The following is a 15,854-nucleotide window of genomic DNA, read 5'->3' as shown; positions in this document are numbered from 1 at the left end:
CCCGCCGGGGTGTCAGCCGCCGTTCTGCGGGACGATCGGGCCCTCGCTCGCCTGGACCAGGACGAACCCCTGCCCCTGGAAGGCGAGCTGGACCGCCTCGCCGCTGCCGCGCCCGATGAGCGCCGAGGCCTTGAAGGTGCGGTTGACGCCGACGCGCAGACCCGTGCTCCAGCACACCGCGGACTGGCTGTCGGCGTAGGTGGGCATACGGGAGGCGTCGAGCAGGACCGGAGCCCCGTGCGCGGTCACGGCCACCCACCCGGTGCCCTGGACGGTGGTGTTGAACAGACCGCCGGTGGCGATGCCCGCGCCCTGCACCCGCTGGATGTCCCAGGTGAGTTGCGGATCGAAGGCCAGCAGGTTCCTGCCGTTGACGGTGATCGCCTCGTTCTCCAGGTAGAACAGGTGGACGTCGTCGGCGTTGTCGGCCAGGAAGAGCAGGCCCTGGCCCCGCACGCGCATCAGGGGCGCGCCCTCCCCGGTGACCATCTTCTTCAGCAGGCGGCCCACGCCGCCGCCCTCGTAGTCGAAGTCCATCTGCCCCTGGAAGGCGACCATCGACCCCTGCCGGGCCAGAACCTCCCCGTTCAGGTGCACCCGCAGCACCTTGGCGTTCTGCAGGGCGAAGTGACCGGGAACCTGCCCCTGGTCGAGGTTTCCGAAGAACGAGCTACGCACAGGCGATGCCTCTCGGTGTCGGGGGATTCACACCGGAATGACGCGTGGGACGACAGAGGAGTTCCCCCCGAGCCCAAAATGCCCAACCATCAGGCGAATCACCGAAAAATCACTACATCTGGTCGTTACGCTACCGCCTCGTGAGCGAGTCCGGACGGGCGGGTGGCGAAGACCGGCCATCGGCCCGTCCCGCCGGGCCCGTCCTGCCGTGACGGTGGGCGACCCGCCCCCTGTCGACAGGACCGGAATTGCGATTAATGATCGTAAATAATCGCGACTGCCGCCGGGGCAGCGCATGTCCAAGGAGATGACGTGACCGCCGAGATCGCGGGCTGGCTGTTCCACACCATCAGGCGCGAGGTCGCCGGAGCCGAAGCCCTCGCCGCGGAGACCGACCTCGTCGCCACCCTCGGGGAGAGGACCCTCGGCCCGGGAAGCGGCCGAGGGTTCATCGACCACATCCGCTCGAACAGCGAGGCGAAGATCAGGATCGTCGAGATGTTCACCAGGAACCGGGCCGTCCTCGACGGGCTCGAAGGCCGCATCCGCGAGGGCGAGAGCCTCACCGCGGGTGAGGCGCACGCCCTGGCCGTCGCCGCCATCCGCGACGAGGTGCTCACCGAGGCGCTCACCGAGACGGCGTACGGCTACCGCCTGCGTCCCGGCTGGAAGGAGGAGTGGAAGCCCTGACCGGGCCCCGGCCGCCCGTCAGGTGAACGCGTAGCACTCGACCTCGGCGCGGCGGTAGGTCAACCCCTTGGCGACCGAGTCCCGCACGCACGCCCGCTCGGCGGGGCTCAGCCGCAACCTGCCGCACACGGAGACCCCGGAGTACTCACGGCAGTCCAGGTCCGGGTTCTCCTCGCCGCCCGCCCGGTAGTCCTGCCTGACCGTGTCCCGGCACTCGGCCCTGCGCCGCGCCGTCGCGGCGTAGGAGCACTGGTTGAGGAGCGTCTCGTACTGTGACCGGCTCACCGGTGTCCTGCCGTTGTCCTTCGGCAGCGCCCGCGCCGCGGTCCCGGTGCCGGTCCCGGTGACGACGAGCCCGACCGTGGTGACCATGACAAGAGCCGTGACGGCGATGATGCGTTTCATGGCGCCCCCCTGTGACCAGTCATGACATCCCTCTGTGACCAGCTCTCAATCCACAGTAACGGGCGCATGGCAAAGAACACTTCCGGGGCGTGAGACATCGGCTGGGGCCGCCGTGAACCGCCGTCCGGTCAGCCGGCCCCGACGGCTCCTGCGGCCCTGCCGCTCCCGGTGACGGCGTTCCTCGGGGAGCGCCTCCCCCGGCCGCCGACGACGACCAGGATCGAGGCCAGGACGAGCGGGCCCATCACGATCAGGTCGGTCGCCGAACCGCCGAACCGCGCGCCCTCCTTCCCCAGCAACATGCCGACCAGCAGGAACAGGACCATGTTGTTGCCCGCGTGCGCCAGGCTCGACGGCCAGATGCTGCCGCTGCGCTGGCGGAGCCAGCCGAGAAGGATCTCCTGGAACTGGAAGGAGACGGTCCAGATCAGCAGCCCGGCCACGACGTCGGCGTACTCGACGTACCCGAGGAAGGCCAGGGGGTAGTGCCAGGCGCCCCAGATGAGGCCGGTCACGACGGAGGCCAGCACCGGGCGGCCGGGAAAAAGGCGCAGCCGCAGGTAGCCGGTCCAGCCGAACTCCTCCCCCCAGTAGAGGGGGGACAGCAGGGGGATCAGGCCGACCAGCAGCAGCAGGAAGGCCCACCCCGGCAGGCCGGGAAGCACGTCGTCGAACGACGCCAGGCTCGGGTCGGCCAGTCCCGTGGCCGCGGCGACCCCGGCGGACATGACCACCAGCGCGGGCGGGCCGAACCAGGCGGCCAGGTAGTAGGGCCAGGCACTTCGCAGCCGGAGCGCCAGGCCCGCGTCGCCGAACCCCTCCCCTGTCACCCAGCGGCGTACGACGAACGCCGCGATCGCCGGGACGAAGGCCATCGACAACTGCGCCAGCGGGTCTGCCAGGGACATCCCCAGCAGCAGCCGTACGGCGAACATCCCCGCCCAGGAGACCCCGAAGGTGATGAGCAGGTAGGCGAGCACGCCCCTGTCCTTCCACGCCACCGCCGTTCCGCCTTTCTCTCGTTTCCGTTCACATCCGGGACCGTCCCGGACGCCGCGTCAGCACATCACCCGCCCCGAGCCACGGTCACTACGCCGGAACACCCGATCCGGGGGTGGCCGGCCGTACCCGGGAACTACCGCCAGACGGATGGGACGGGACGAGCGGGCGGGCTAGCGTGGGGCGCGTGCCGTCCCGAGAACCGAGAACCCCGCTTGAGGCGGTCACCGACCGCCGTTTCCTGGCCACGGGCTGGCCGTGGCGCTCCGCGGGCTACCTGCTGACCGGGATCCCGCTGACGGCGGGGGCCGTGCTGGCGCTGGGGGCGCTCGCGTGGCCGTGGGGCCTGGTGCTGCTGCGGCAGGCGCGCGGGCGGCCGCTGTCCCCCGGCTCCGCCGTCGCGCTCATCCTGCTCGGCGCCGGGCTCGTGGCCCTCTGGCCGGTCGTGGCGACCGCCCTGGCCAGGGTCGAACGGCTGCGCACACGCATGGTCGGCTCCCCGCCGCTGGTCTCCGGGCACCGCGCGCCGCCCGCGCCGGGGGCGTGGCCGTGGCTGCGGACCCGTTACACCGAGGCGGCGACCTGGCGCGAGCTGGGTTACGCCCTCCTGCTCGCCACGGCCGGGCCCGTGGTCTACGCCGTCGTGCTGCTGCTGGCGCTGCTGACGGTCTCGTTCCTGACCGCCCCCTTCCTGGTGGCCGGGGAGATGGACCCGGTCTCCCTGGGCTTCACCGAGGTCGGCGGCCTCGGTGAGGCGCTGCCGTACGCGTTGGCCGGCCTGGTGCTGCTGCCGCTGCTGCCCTACCCGATCGCGGTGCTCGCGGGCGCGCAGGCGGCGCTCGCGCGGGCGCTGCTCCAGGGCGGCCCCGGCGAACGGCTGCGCGCCCAGCTGGTGCAGGTCTCACGCTCCCGCGCACGGCTGGTCGACGCCTTCGAGGCCGAACGGCGGCGCATCGAGCGCGACCTGCACGACGGCGCCCAGCAACGGCTCGTCGGCCTCACCCTGCAGATCGGCATGGCCAGGCTCGACGTCCCGCCCGGCTCCCCCGCCGCCGAGGCCATGGCGCAGGCCCACGGCCAGGCGAAACAGTTCATGGCCGAGCTGCGGGAGCTCATCCACGGCATCCACCCCCGGGTGCTGTCCGACCAGGGGCTCGCCGCCGCCTTCGACGAACTCGCCGACCGCTGCCCGGTGCCGGTGACCGTCCGCGCCGACCTGCCGGAACGGCTGCCCGCCCACGTCGAGGGGACGGCCTACTTCGTGGCGGCGGAGGCGCTGACCAACATCGCCAGGCACAGCGGCGCCACGCGCGCCGCCCTCACCGCGAGCGCGCCGGGCGGCCTCCTCGTGGTCGAGATCTCCGACGACGGCCGGGGCGGGGCGGACCCGCAGGAGGGAACCGGTCTGACCGGCCTGGCGGACCGGGTCTCCGTCGCCGGCGGCAGAATGCTGATGTCCAGCCCGCCCGGCGGACCGACCCTGCTACGTGTGGAGATCCCTTGCGGTCAGAACGACCCGTCCGAGTAGTCGTCGCCGAGGACGCCGTGCTCCTGCGGGAGGGGCTCGCCGGGCTGCTCGCCAGGTTCGGCTTCGAGGTCGTCGCCGGGGTCGGCGACGCCGAGGCGCTCGTGGCCGCCGTCGCCGAGCACTCCCCCGACCTGGTGGTGACCGACATCCGGATGCCTCCCGGCTTCACCGACGAGGGGCTGCGCGCCGCCGTCGAGCTGCGCCGCGCCCGTCCCGGGCTGGCGGTGGTCGCGCTCAGCCAGTACGTCGAGCAGAGTTACGCCTACGAGCTCATCGACTCCGGGGAGGGCAGGGGGATCGGCTACCTGCTGAAGGACCGGATCGTCGACGTCGAGGAGTTCTCCGCCGTACTGCGCCAGGTGGCCGACGGCGGCACCGTGGTCGATCCGTACGTCGTGCGCAGGTTGTTGCGCCGCCACCACGACCCGCTCTCGGCACTGTCCGAGCGTGAGCGCGAGGTCCTGGCGCTCGTCGCGGAGGGCCACTCGAACACCGCGATCGCCAGGATGATGTCCATCTCGGAGACGGGCGTGGGCAAACACGTCGGCAACATCCTCGCCAAGCTCTCACTCCCGCCGGACGAGGGGACCAACCGCAGGGTCCTCGCGGTGCTGGCCTACCTCAGGAGCCAGGAGGACCGCCCGGGAACCTGAGCACCACGGACAGGGCCGGTAGCGTTGCGGGGACGGGTTCCACCGGAGGGGGAGAGTTGGACGACCACGAGTGGCTGCGGCTCGCGTGTGACCTGGCCGGGCTCTGCCCGCCCTCCTCGACCGCCTTCTCGGTCGGCGCCGTGGTGGTCGGCGCGGACGGCGTGGAGATCGCCAGGGGGCACTCCCGGGAGACCGGCCCCCACCTGCACGCCGAGGAGGTCGCGCTCTCCAGGGTCTCCCCCGGTGACCCCCGGTTGCCCGGCGCGACCGTCTACAGCAGCCTGGAGCCGTGCAGCGTGCGCCACTCCCGCCCGGTGCCCTGCAGCACGCTGATCATCGGCAGCGGGGTGCGGCGGGTCGTGCTGGCCTGGCGGGAGCCCCTGCTGTTCGTCGACTGCCGCGGCGCCGAGGAACTCACCGCGGCGGGCGTCACGGTGCTGGAGATCCCGGGGCTGGCCGAGGCCGCGCGCAGGCCGAACGCGCACCTCCTGGCGTCCTGAGGACGGGCGAGCTGTACGGCCTGCCGGAGGGGCCGCGGGGTCAGGCCAGGCAGCGCAGGGCGGCTCTGACCTTGCGGTCGATCGGGTAGTCGTCGGGGAGCCTGCCGACGGTCGCCTCGACGAAGATCGGTACGGGCAGCTGGGTGGCCGTGCCGTAGGCGTACACCCAGATCCGTTCCGCGGTCGGCTCGACCTGGGCCTGCGAGCCCTGCTCGGCGAGCACGAAGACCGCGACCCTGGCCCGCCACCAGGCCCGGTCGTCGGCCTCCTCCTCCGAGACGGGCGCCCCGACGTCGTCGGCGTGGGTGGCGTACTCGGAGTCGTAGTGGAAGGTCTGCAGCCCGACGGGGTACGGCCCGGCCAGGGTCGGCAGCGACGCCTCCCGGCCGAGTGCCCGCATGCGCGCGCGGGTCTCGCCGTTGGCCTCGCGCCACTCCTGGAGCACCTCCTCGACGGGCAGGTCCCTGCGGCGGCGCACGCACCAGTCGTTGAAGGCGTTGAACCCGCCCTCGACCCCCTCGCGCCTGAGCATCGCCGAGAACCCGTCGAGGTCGTCGTCGAGGCAGGCGTGGTTGTACAGCTCCTCCCCCGCCAGGTGCCCGAGGACGTCGCGCACCGACCAGCCCGCCGCGCGGGAGGGGCGGTTCCAGCCCTCCTCGTCGAGCCCGGAGAAGTACCGGTCGAGGCGGGCCGCCTCGGTGTCGAAGATGTCGAAGGGGTCGAGATCCGGCAGGGGATCCTTGGGTGATGAGCTCATGTCATGAGCGATACCCCGCCCGGCGCGAGGGGCAACAGGCGGCATCACCGCAGGTCAGCACCTGTGGTGATGCCTGTGGTCACGCCGCTCACGGCCGGGTGCCCGGTTCCGTGCCAGGGCTTGGGACCCCGTCGCGGCCCGGACCGCGCCGCCGGGCCCGTGGGGTTCGGCGCCCTCAGCCGGACGCTCCCCGATCCGGCCCTCGGCGGTGACACGGCCCGGCTCGCCGGCGCTCCGGTCGCGGGCCCGATGACGTGGTCTACGACCGGGGAGCCGGGGAGGTGAGGTGGGCGAGACCGGCTCGGGCCAGTTCGTCGCGCAGGTGCGCCGCCGACTTCGGCAGCCCCGGCCCGCCGCCGAGGTCGTAGGCGGTCAGGAAGCTGCTCAGGCACATGTGGAAGACCGTCAGCAGGGCCGCCTCCGGGTCTTCGTGCCTGATCTCGTCCTCGTGGCGCAGCACCGCCAGCCTGAAGGAGGCGAACATGCGCTCACGGGCGCGGAGTTTGCGCGCCCTGAGCGGCTCGTCGTCCGTCGAGTGCTCGGCGAGGGGGTGCACGGCCTGGGAGGCGACGTCCTCGGACAGGCAGGTGACGAACGCGAGCACCACGTCCGCCAGGGTCGTCTCGGCCCGCCCCAGCCGTTCGGTGAGGTCGTCCTCAAGGCGGGTGAGGATCATGTCCCCGACCGCCCGCATCAGGCCCTGCTTGCCGTCGAAGCGGCCGTAGATCCCGCCGATGGAGATGCCCGAGGCCTCGGAGACCGCGGCCATCGTGAAGCCGTCGACGCCGTCGCGTGCCAGCACCGTTCTGGCGGCGTCGAGGATCTGCAGGGCGGAGCGGCGGCTGCGGCGCTGCTGGGGCTCCTCAAGCAGACCCTCGTGCAGGCCGGGCAGCCAGCTGCCCCCCGCGTGGTCCTCGGGGCCGCCCTTCCCGGGGGCGGTCGCCGGGCCTCCCGACATGCCATTCCCTCCGCCCAGCGTGGACGCGCGAGGGGCCCCGTCAGTGCTGCCGTCAGTGCTGCCGCCAGTGCTGCCGACGGTGTCGCCGTCAGCGGTGCCGTCGCCCCTCGGTCCGGTTGTCAGCGCGTTCCCACCGTAGCAGTATCCGAAGATCCGTTCTGATGTGCGCCGCGTACCCCCCGCGGCGGGGGGACGACGCCGCGCCCGCAGACCTCGAATCCCACGGTGCGCAGCTGGGTGAGCACCCGCTCGTCGGGCCTCCAGCCGCGCCCGTCACGACCCTCGGCGACGTTGAGGGCCGCGCCGAGGGGGGTGGGCCAGCCCCGCAGCGCGTGCACGATGGTGCGCAGTGCCTGCAGCGTCGTGACGGCCGCCTGCCAGCCGTACGCGGTGGTGACGCAGCCGACCGCGCGGCCCGTCAGGTAGGGACGGGCGTCGTCCCTGAGGTCCTCGGCGTAGTCGAGGGCGTTCTTGACCAGACCGGAGACCGACCCGTGATAGCCGGGAGAGCAGACGATCACACCGTCCGCCGAGCGCAGCGCCTCGACCAGGCGCCTCCCCGGGCCTCCCGGTGGGCGCGCCGGGTCGTACATCGGCAGGCCGGACAGGTAGTCGGCGCCGAACAGCTCGGTCCTGGCCCCGGCGGAGGCCGCGGCGTCGAGGGCGAGGCGCAGGGCGTTCTCGCTGCTTGAGGAGGCGCGTGTCGTGCCCCCGAGTCCGACGACGAAGGGCTGCATTCCACTGTCTCCTCTGTGGGGAGGGGGTTCGGCCAGTCGTGCGGCGGGGACCCGGACCGACGACATCAGTCAATCCGAATCAGTATTCTTTTTCGAGTATCCGGCGCTCTCCTCGCTCCGTCAATACCGCGCAACCGACAGCCCGGGCACTTCGGTCAAGCCTTGACTTAGAATCCGAATACGGATTTTACTTAATTCGAAGCGCGGGTACGGCTCTCGCGCGGCAGGTCCGGCGGACGGTCGCCTCGACGTCCGGTCCGGACCCCACCGGGCGGCGCGGCCCGGCCGGTTGACGGACGTCCCGGCGCGGCGGTGCGCGCAGGTCGAAGGCCCGGGTTCCAGCTGCTCGTCGGGTACACGACCGCAAGACGGGAGAGGTCATGACTTTTCAGGAAAACGGGGCGACTTCCGCTATGAATGGTGAGGACACCGTCAGACAACGGATAACCGACCTCACCCGCAGAGCCGCGCTCCTGCGCAAGGAGCTGCCGGAGAGCGCCGCCGAGGTGGACGCGGCCAACGTCGACACCACGTTCGCAATGCGGCGGATCTGGGAGGAGGGCCTGTTCGCCTTCTGCCTGCCCCACAGGTTCGGCGGGATCAACGACGCCAGGCCCGAGCTGTACACCGAGGACTTCTTCAGGATCGCCCTGGACATCATGGCGGGCGACTCCTCGGCCGGGATGAACTTCGTGGTCCAGGCGCTCGTGACCTTCGAGATCTTCCGGGAGGGCAACACGCTGCCCGAGTCGACGAAGGTGGAGATGGCCCGCCTGATCCGCGACGAGGGCGTCAGGCTCTGCGCCTCGAACTCCGAGGCGGGGGCGCCGGGACCCGTGACGGCCAGGCGCGTCGAGGGCGGTCTCGTCGTCAACGGCACGAAGGCGTTCAACACCAACAGCGGCGGGGGCGGGTGGGCCTCCGTCGGCCTCACCCTTGAGGGAAGGAGGGGCCGCTACAACGCGCTGCTCCCCCTCGACCAGCCGGGCGTGACCATGAAGCACGACTGGGACACCATGGGCCAGCGGGGCACCCACAGCCAGACCATCGTCTACGACGAGGTGTTCGTCCCCGACGGCTACCACTTCAACGGCAACGGCGCCTCCCCGTCCTTCCTGTCCTACGTCTTCCTGATGCACGCGGCGATCATGCTCGGGCCCGGTCTCGGCGCGTTCGACGCCGCCCTCGACTACGTGCGCAAGCTGGACCGTCCGAGCTTCCCCGAGTTCGAGAGCGCGACGGAGGACGTCCTCGTCCGCCGCCGTATCGGCGGTTGCGCGGTCGACCTGCGCGCCGCCCGCGCCTTCCTCCTGGACACCGCCCGCAGGATCGAGCGGTGCGACCTCGACGAGGATCCGACGGAGCTGTTCGTGGAGGCGTTCGGCGTCAAGGTCGCCTGCATCCGGGCGGCGCTGAGCGTGACCCAGGAGATCTTCGATCTCACGGGCGCGCGCAGCACGGCCAACAAGTACCGCTTCGACCGTTTCTGGCGTAACGCCCGCACCTTCGCCACCCACGACCCGACCGACGCCAAGGAAGTCTGGATCGGCGACTGGTACCTCACCGGCAAGGAACCGCCGATGGCGGCGATGCTGCGAGTCTGAGCCCGCAGGCCGTACCGCCGTGCTCTGTGAACTATGTTTGGCGGGAGCGAACAAGGCGGAGGAGGAGAGCCGGTGGCCGTGCCGGAGCACCAGGGCGACGCGAGAGCGGGGGTCCACGGCGACGTCGGCGCCAGGATGCGGCGCTTCCGCAAGGAGCGCGGCCTGACGCTGCGCGGGCTCGCCGCCGCCTCCGGTCTCTCGATCGGGTTCCTGTCCCAGGTCGAACGGGGCATCTCCGCCATCGGCCTGACCGCCCTGAACGGCGTCGCGGCGGCGCTCGGCCGCAGCGTCGGGGACTTCTTCGGCGAGGAGCCCCGGCAGGAGGAGCCGCAGGCCCCGCAGCCGCCCGGCCACTTCACCCTGACCCGGGCGCAGGCCGGGGCCACCGAGTACATCTCGGGACAGCAGACCTACCGCATGCTCTCCGCCCGTGGCCGGAACCTCGTCCTCGAACCGCTGCTGGTGCGCATCGCCCCCGGCGGGCGGCGCGAGGACGCCTACGGCCACCCGGGTGAGGAGTTCGCCTTCGTGCTGGAGGGCGAGCTGATCTACGAGGTCGACGGCGTCGAGCACCGCCTGTACCCGGGTGACAGCGTGCACCTGAGGTCCGCGGTCCCGCACAGCATGTACAACGACACCGACCGGGTCACCACCGTGGTCTCGGTGGTCACCCCCCGGCTCTTCTGAACCGCTACATCGCCGTCCTGGCCGACCACAGCTCGGGGAAGACCTCCCGGCGCAGGCTGCGCTCAAGCCAGCTCAGCCCGCTCGAACCGCCCGAGCCCGGCTTGGCCCCCATGGACCTGCGCACCGCCATGAGGTGACGGTAACGCCAGTCGGAGAAGCGCTCGGACAGGTCGGTGAGCGCCTCGCCCAGGGCCCACAGCTCATCGCCCGGCCCCCGCTCGGCGTAGACCCTGACCCAGGCCGCCTCGACCAGCGGGCTGGGGACGTACTCCGCGGTGAGGTCGTGCCGCACGGGGATGTCGAAGCCCCTCCTGGCCAGCAGGGCCAGCGTGCTGTCGTAGAGGCTCGGGGCCCGCAGGGCGTCGAGCAGTTCCTGGTGGACCTTCGGGTCCCGGCGGTGCGGGCGGATCAGCGACTCCGACTTGTTGCCCAGCAGGAACTCCAGGTGCCGGTACATCGCCGACTGGAATCCCGAGGCCTCGCCAAGCTCGTCGCGGAAGGAGTTGAACTGGGCGGGGGTCATCCAGCCGAGCGCCGTCCAGGCCGCGTTGAGCGCCTCGAAGTGGCGCACGCTCCTGACGATCACCGTGGTGGCCCCGGTCACGTCGTCCTCGTCGAGCAGCCCCCTGGCCAGGGTCCACTCCGCGCGCAGCAGGCCGAAGTAGAGCTCCATGACCTGGGTGGTCACCAGGAACGCCAGTTCCTCGGGCACGTCGGTGACCGTCCGCTGCAGACCGTGCAGGACCTCGGTGCCGACGTACTCGTCGTAGGGGGTCCGCGCCGTGAACTCCAGTGTGGGCGCGCCCGCGTTGGCCGCCGCCCGGTCGGCGCGCCCGCGTTTGTCCATCACCCCGACCCGGCCTGCCCCCGGGCCTCTGGTGCGCCTCGTCGTCATGTGGCCTCCTTCGTTCAGCTATATGTTCACGCTTGCTGAACGTTCCTGAAATCAGGACTGTGAGGTGATTAGCGCCTTTCGCCTTATGCACCGAAGGTTATCGGCGGATCGGGTTTCGACATGACGGAACGTGACCCCCTCGTGCTCAACCGGCCACGACACGCGGGGAACGGTCGAGCAGCGGAAGCACCGCGCCGCCGAGCAGATCGACGCCGCCGTCGTCGGTGAGGCCGTGCGGGGTGCCGAACTCCACGCGCCGCACCCCGGCGTCGATGAGCGCCTGCGCCTGCGCGGCGACGTGCTCGGGATCGCCGGAGAAGGCGAACAGGTCGAGCAGGTCGCCGGGGATCAGCCGCCCGGCCTCCTCGTGCCGTCCGGCGTCGACCAGCTCCTTGACCCGGGCCAGCAGGTCGGCGGGGACGTTCGCGGTCGGGTCGAGGTCCGCGACGACCGCGAGGTACATGGCGACCTCGGTGCGGGCCCTGGCCCTGGCCGCCGCCCCGTCCCGGTCGACGACGGTCACCGCGCCGAACACCAGCCCGACGTCGGCGGGGTCGCGCCCCGCATCCGCCGCGCCGCGCGCGACCCGCTCGCGCATCACCGGGACCATCGCCGGGTTGGCGCTGCCGCCGACCTTCAGCTCGTCGGCGATCCGCCCGGCCAGGGCGGCCCCCTTCGGCCCCCACGCGCCCAGCAGCAGGGGCGGGCGCGGCCTGTGCACGGCGTAGCGCAGCGCGGTGCCCGGGGCCAGGCGGAACATCTCCCCCTCGAACCCCTCCCGGTCGCCCGCGAGCAGCAGGTGGACCACCTTCACCGCCTCGTCGAGCGCGGTCAGCGGTCTGGGCTGGGCGATGCCGACGGCACCGAGCCAGGTGCCCCTGGCCAGTCCCAGGTAGGCCCGGCCGTGCGAGGCCAGGTCGAGCGCCGCCACCTGCCCCGCGATCTCGTACGGCGCCGCCGAGTAGGGGTTGAGGCAGGCCGGGCCGAGCCGTACCCGGCGGGTGGCGGCGGCCATCTCAAGCAGCGGGAAGATCGGGGGCTGGTACATCAGGTCGCCGAACACGCTCAGCACGTCGAAGCCGTGCTCCTCCGCGCGGCGGGCGAGCCTGGCGTAGTCGCCCGCCCTCTTGTCGCTCTGCAGGCCGAGGCCGATCTCGGCGACGGTCATGGGGGCTCCTTCAGGTCAGGTCGGCGGAGTTCATCCTGCGGCGGCCGGTGCGCTCGACCCGCATCACCAGCCGTTCCTCGGGGTCGGGACAGGCGAACAGGGAGTCCTGGGCCAGCCAGTCCCCCGAGGCGAGGTCACGCTGCTTGGCCGCGAGGAAGGGCAGCACCGAGGCGAGCGCGTACACGCAGAAGTGCCCTCCGTCGGGCAGCCGCAGGTGCGCGCTGTTCTCCAGGGTGAAACAGTCGCCGACCTCCATCCCGCAGACGGACCTGCCCTCGATGCGGTCGACCACGACCCGCAGGTCGTAGAGCTCCATGTCGCCGTCTTCCGTGTTCTCCACGGGGTTCTCCACGGTGACGTCTCCTTTCAGGGCCTCAGGGTCCGAGCAGTTCGGCGTGGTGGTGGACGATGAGCCACGTGTCACCGGTACGGCGCAGCACGTCGGTCACCCTGCTGTACTCGGCGGGGGCGCCCGGCGGTTCGGCGACGAGCACGTAGCGGGCGACGCCGGTGTCCCCCCACACGTCGATCCGTCTGTCCTGCGCGCGCAGCCCGTCGAGGACGGGCCGGGCGCCCGATTGGTCCCTTTCTTCACGATATGCATCCAGCTCGGCGCGGGTGCGCAGCGGCCCCGGCAGATGGGTCTCCCAGACGGTGACCTCGGCGTGCAGATGGGCGTCGAAGCGCGCCCGGTCGCCCCGCAGGAACGCCTCGTACATGTCGTCGATGCCCGTCGAGATCGCCTCGACGTCGGCGCTCGCGGTCCCGGACGCGCTCTCAGACATGGTTCGCCTCTCCGGCCCGGTCGTCGCGGACGACCCGGCCTCCCTTCATCACCCAGCGGATCGTGCGGAAGGCCGACGCCGAGTCCAGCGGGTCGGCGTCCATGGCGACGAGGTCGGCGTAGCGGCCCTCCTCGACGGTGCCGATGTCCTGCGCGGCGCCGAGCCAGCGGGCGGGGCCCAGCGTGGCCGCGTACAGCGCGCGGGCCGGGCCGAGGCCGCCCTCCGACATGTGCTCAAGCTCCCGCACCGTCGCGTTGGTGCCCTCGAAGTCCCAGAAGGGCGGCATGTCGCTGCCCAGCAGCATCTCGACGCCCGCCTCCAGGGCCATGGCGTAGCTCTCCAGGTGGCGCGGGCCGGCCCCCAGGGAGCGGCACTGCATCCACTCGGGCACGCCGAGTTCGTCGAAGAACTCCTTGCACCTGGTGACGATGAGGGTCGGCACCAGGGCGGTGCCGCGCGCCGCCATCGCCGCCGCGACCTCCGGAGTGAGCTGGTAGCCGTGTTCGACGCAGTCGAGGCCGAGTTCCACGGCCTCGGCGATCACCGGGGCGGGGCCGGCGTGCGCGGTGACCTTGCGCCCCCAGGCGTGGGCGGTGGCGAGCACCGCGGCCATCTCGTCGGAGAACAGCTGCGGGGTGTCGATGCGCTCGTGCTCCCCGGCGATCCCGCCGGAGATCATCACCTTGATCAGGTCGGCGCCCGCCCTGAGCTGCGTGCGGACGCCACGCCTGAACCCGTCGGCGCCGTCGCACTCCAGGGTGTCCGAGCCCTCGTGGCCGTGGCCGCCGGTGCAGACCAGCGCCTGCCCCGCGGTGAAGATGCGCGGTCCCGTCGCGGTGCCCGCCTCGATGGCGCGGCGCAGGGCGAAGTCGGCGTGGTCCTTCTCCGCCACGCACCGCACGGTGGTGACGCCGCAGCGCAGGGTGCGCCGGGCCCCGTCGGCCATGTGCAGGGCCAGTTCGTGGGGGTTGAGGTTCTTGACGCCCTCCCCGGCGCCGCCGGGCAGCGACAGCGAGAAGTGGGTGTGCATGTTGACCAGGCCCGGCGTGAGGTGGGCGCCGTCCAGGTCGATCACCCTCGCCCCCTCGGCGTGGGGCAGGACCTCCTCCCGGGGGCCGGTGAGCACGATGCGCTCTCCCCTGACCAGCACGGCCGCGTCGGTGAGCACTCGCGCGCCCTCGGCGGTCGTGCCGTCCGCCCTGCTGTCGACCACGGTGCAGTTGACGATGACGAGGTCGCCCATCGGCCGTCCTTTCCGTCGCCGGGCCTTCCTGGCCACGGCCCGTCCGTTCTATCAGGCATAAGTTTCATGAACAAGGGATGGCATGTCGTTCACGGGTAAAGCCCGATCCGAGGTGAGCCTTGCCGGACGACGTTCACCGTTTTTCACACGGGCGTTACGCCCCTCCGACGCTTGACGCCGCGTGTGGCGGGCAGGGCCGATAGGGCGGGATTCACCACCGGAGGAGGCCGGACATGGGCAAGCGGCAACGGATCGTCGTGGTGGGAGGGGGCTTCGCGGGCTTCGGCGCGGCCCGGACCCTCTCCCGGATGGCGCGCGGCGCGATCGAGATCGTCCTGATCAACCCGACCGACTACTTCCTCTATCTCCCGCTGCTGCCGGAGGTCGCGGCCGGGATCCTCGACCCACGCAAGATCGCGATTCCCCTGACGAGCGTCTGCCCCGGGGTACGGCACCTGCTCGCCTCGGTCGAGGCGATCGACGTGGCGGGCAGGCGGGTGCGGTGCGTCGACCCCGAGGGGCGAAGCCGTGAGATCGGCTACGACCGCCTGGTGCTCTCGGTCGGCAGCGTCAACAAGCTGCTGCCCGTTCCCGGGGTGGCCGAGCACGCCCACGGTTTCCGCAGCCTCGCCGAGGCCCTCTACCTGCGTGACCATCTCATCCGGCAGATCGAGCTCGCCGACGCCTCCGACGACCGGGAGGAGCGCCGGGCGCGATGCACGTTCGTCGTCGTCGGCGCCGGATACACCGGGACCGAGGTCACCGCCCAGGGGCAGCTGCTGGCGCTGGACACCTGGCGGCGCCGCCCCGGGCTGCGCGAACAGCCGGTCCGCTGGATTCTGGCCGATCTCGCCCCGCGCATCCTGCCCGACCTGGACGAGCGGCTCTCCCGGGTCGCCCACCGCACCCTGGCCGAACGCGGCGTCGAGATCCGCACCGGCACCAGCGTGGCCGAGGCGACCTCGGACGGGGTCAGGCTCTCCGACGGGGAGTTCGTGCCGACCCGCTCGCTGATCTGGTGCGTCGGCGTCCGGCCGGACCCGCTGGTCGAGTCGCTCGGGCTGCCGACGGAGCGGGGCAGGCTGCTGGTCGACGAGTATCTCGGCGTCCCCGGCCACCCCGAGATCCTCGCCTGCGGGGACGCGGCGGCCGTACCCGATCTGACCAGGCCGGGCGAGTACACCGCGATGACCGCCCAGCACGCCGTACGGCAGGGCGCGCGGGCCGCGCTCAACCTGGCCGCCTCCTACGGCAGGGCGGAGCGGGAGCCGTACCGGCACCACGACCTCGGGTTCGTCGTCGATCTCGGCGGGGTCAAGGCCGCCGCCGACCCACTGGGGGTGCCCCTTTCCGGGCTGCCCGCAAAGGTGGTCACCAGGGGGTATCACCTGCTGGCGATCCCCGGGGGCAGGACGCGCATCGCGGGCGACTGGCTGCTGGACGCGCTGCTGCCGCGCCAGACGGTCCAGCTCGACCTGGTACGCGGACAGCAGGTCCCGCTGGACTCCGCCTCACCGCTTCCCACGCTCTCCGGGCAGCGGCCGAGGGAACACGTCCGATAGCCGGT

18 protein-coding genes are annotated in these 15,854 nt (G+C 72.0%); 7 read left to right on the top strand and 11 right to left on the bottom strand.

All coding sequences use genetic code 11. From position 1 onward, the window contains the following. Positions 1 to 12: 12 nt before the first annotated feature. The gene (locus ACFOYY_RS16645) at positions 13 to 678 is read right to left on the bottom strand and encodes an AIM24 family protein (protein WP_386190235.1); all 666 of its coding nucleotides are present in this window, start codon (positions 676 to 678) and stop codon (positions 13 to 15) included. Between the two features lie 312 nt (positions 679 to 990). Between ACFOYY_RS16645 and ACFOYY_RS16640 the strand changes: the two genes are divergently transcribed. Beyond that, complete coding sequence (locus ACFOYY_RS16640; RefSeq protein WP_352008725.1) at positions 991 to 1,368, top strand: hypothetical protein; 378 nt, start codon at positions 991 to 993, stop codon at positions 1,366 to 1,368. A gap of 18 nt (positions 1,369 to 1,386) precedes the next feature. On the opposite strand, the gene ACFOYY_RS16635 is transcribed toward ACFOYY_RS16640, so the two are convergent. Continuing rightward, on the bottom strand, positions 1,387 to 1,773 hold the full coding sequence (locus ACFOYY_RS16635; protein ID WP_352008724.1) for a hypothetical protein: 387 nt from the start codon (positions 1,771 to 1,773) through the stop codon (positions 1,387 to 1,389). Positions 1,774 to 1,901: 128 nt separating this feature from the next. After that, complete coding sequence (locus ACFOYY_RS16630; protein ID WP_386190234.1) at positions 1,902 to 2,774, bottom strand: CPBP family intramembrane glutamic endopeptidase; 873 nt, start codon at positions 2,772 to 2,774, stop codon at positions 1,902 to 1,904. A 185-nt stretch (positions 2,775 to 2,959) separates the two neighbouring features. Between ACFOYY_RS16630 and ACFOYY_RS16625 the strand changes: the two genes are divergently transcribed. Genes ACFOYY_RS16625 through ACFOYY_RS16615 form a run of 3 tightly spaced genes read left to right on the top strand, consistent with a single transcriptional unit; the run spans position 2,960 to position 5,453 of the window. Further along, entirely contained in the window at positions 2,960 to 4,300 is a 1,341-nt protein-coding gene (locus tag ACFOYY_RS16625) for a sensor histidine kinase (RefSeq protein WP_352008722.1), read from the top strand. Then, on the top strand, positions 4,273 to 4,953 hold the full coding sequence (locus ACFOYY_RS16620; RefSeq protein ID WP_386190233.1) for a response regulator: 681 nt from the start codon (positions 4,273 to 4,275) through the stop codon (positions 4,951 to 4,953). The genes ACFOYY_RS16625 and ACFOYY_RS16620 overlap by 28 nt, the downstream gene beginning before the upstream one ends. A gap of 56 nt (positions 4,954 to 5,009) precedes the next feature. Next, positions 5,010 to 5,453, top strand: a complete 444-nt coding sequence (locus tag ACFOYY_RS16615; protein WP_352008720.1) for a dCMP deaminase — start codon at positions 5,010 to 5,012, stop codon at positions 5,451 to 5,453. A 40-nt stretch (positions 5,454 to 5,493) separates the two neighbouring features. On the opposite strand, the gene ACFOYY_RS16610 is transcribed toward ACFOYY_RS16615, so the two are convergent. The 3 genes from ACFOYY_RS16610 to ACFOYY_RS16600 all read right to left on the bottom strand — a co-directional run bounded on the left by ACFOYY_RS16610 (position 5,494) and on the right by ACFOYY_RS16600 (position 7,905). After that, positions 5,494 to 6,210 (bottom strand): maleylpyruvate isomerase family mycothiol-dependent enzyme, encoded by a 717-nt coding sequence (locus ACFOYY_RS16610; RefSeq protein ID WP_352008719.1) that lies wholly within the window; start codon positions 6,208 to 6,210, stop codon positions 5,494 to 5,496. Between the two features lie 259 nt (positions 6,211 to 6,469). Beyond that, the gene (locus ACFOYY_RS16605) at positions 6,470 to 7,168 is read right to left on the bottom strand and encodes a TetR/AcrR family transcriptional regulator (RefSeq protein ID WP_352008718.1); all 699 of its coding nucleotides are present in this window, start codon (positions 7,166 to 7,168) and stop codon (positions 6,470 to 6,472) included. A 119-nt stretch (positions 7,169 to 7,287) separates the two neighbouring features. Beyond that, a complete protein-coding gene (locus ACFOYY_RS16600) occupies positions 7,288 to 7,905 on the bottom strand; it encodes an NADPH-dependent FMN reductase (protein ID WP_386190232.1) in 618 nt (205 codons plus the stop codon). 413 nt (positions 7,906 to 8,318) lie between these two features. On the opposite strand from ACFOYY_RS16600, the gene ACFOYY_RS16595 reads away from it, so the two are divergent. Together ACFOYY_RS16595 and ACFOYY_RS16590 are read left to right on the top strand one after the other, a co-directional pair. Further along, positions 8,319 to 9,509, top strand: coding sequence for an acyl-CoA dehydrogenase family protein (locus ACFOYY_RS16595; protein ID WP_352008716.1), 1,191 nt, complete (start codon positions 8,319 to 8,321; stop codon positions 9,507 to 9,509). Positions 9,510 to 9,581: 72 nt separating this feature from the next. Continuing rightward, on the top strand, positions 9,582 to 10,196 hold the full coding sequence (locus ACFOYY_RS16590; protein WP_352008715.1) for a helix-turn-helix domain-containing protein: 615 nt from the start codon (positions 9,582 to 9,584) through the stop codon (positions 10,194 to 10,196). 4 nt (positions 10,197 to 10,200) lie between these two features. On the opposite strand, the gene ACFOYY_RS16585 is transcribed toward ACFOYY_RS16590, so the two are convergent. The 5 genes from ACFOYY_RS16585 to ACFOYY_RS16565 all read right to left on the bottom strand — a co-directional run bounded on the left by ACFOYY_RS16585 (position 10,201) and on the right by ACFOYY_RS16565 (position 14,287). Continuing rightward, the gene (locus ACFOYY_RS16585; RefSeq protein ID WP_362775068.1) at positions 10,201 to 11,091 is read right to left on the bottom strand and encodes a tryptophan 2,3-dioxygenase; all 891 of its coding nucleotides are present in this window, start codon (positions 11,089 to 11,091) and stop codon (positions 10,201 to 10,203) included. Between the two features lie 145 nt (positions 11,092 to 11,236). Further along, on the bottom strand, positions 11,237 to 12,259 hold the full coding sequence (locus ACFOYY_RS16580; RefSeq protein ID WP_352008713.1) for an LLM class flavin-dependent oxidoreductase: 1,023 nt from the start codon (positions 12,257 to 12,259) through the stop codon (positions 11,237 to 11,239). A 10-nt stretch (positions 12,260 to 12,269) separates the two neighbouring features. After that, positions 12,270 to 12,611 (bottom strand): TIGR04076 family protein, encoded by a 342-nt coding sequence (locus ACFOYY_RS16575; RefSeq protein WP_362910672.1) that lies wholly within the window; start codon positions 12,609 to 12,611, stop codon positions 12,270 to 12,272. Positions 12,612 to 12,633: 22 nt separating this feature from the next. Further along, positions 12,634 to 13,044, bottom strand: a complete 411-nt coding sequence (locus tag ACFOYY_RS16570) for a DUF4440 domain-containing protein (protein WP_352008711.1) — start codon at positions 13,042 to 13,044, stop codon at positions 12,634 to 12,636. Next, on the bottom strand, positions 13,037 to 14,287 hold the full coding sequence (locus tag ACFOYY_RS16565; protein ID WP_362910676.1) for an amidohydrolase family protein: 1,251 nt from the start codon (positions 14,285 to 14,287) through the stop codon (positions 13,037 to 13,039). The genes ACFOYY_RS16570 and ACFOYY_RS16565 overlap by 8 nt, the downstream gene beginning before the upstream one ends. A 233-nt stretch (positions 14,288 to 14,520) precedes the next feature. On the opposite strand from ACFOYY_RS16565, the gene ACFOYY_RS16560 reads away from it, so the two are divergent. Next, positions 14,521 to 15,849, top strand: coding sequence for an NAD(P)/FAD-dependent oxidoreductase (locus tag ACFOYY_RS16560; protein ID WP_386190231.1), 1,329 nt, complete (start codon positions 14,521 to 14,523; stop codon positions 15,847 to 15,849). Positions 15,850 to 15,854: the final 5 nt, after the last annotated feature.

The organism is Streptosporangium jomthongense, assembly GCF_042650425.1.
In the GTDB taxonomy this organism is placed as follows: domain Bacteria; phylum Actinomycetota; class Actinomycetes; order Streptosporangiales; family Streptosporangiaceae; genus Streptosporangium.
This window is presented reverse-complemented; position numbering and strand designations above follow the sequence as displayed.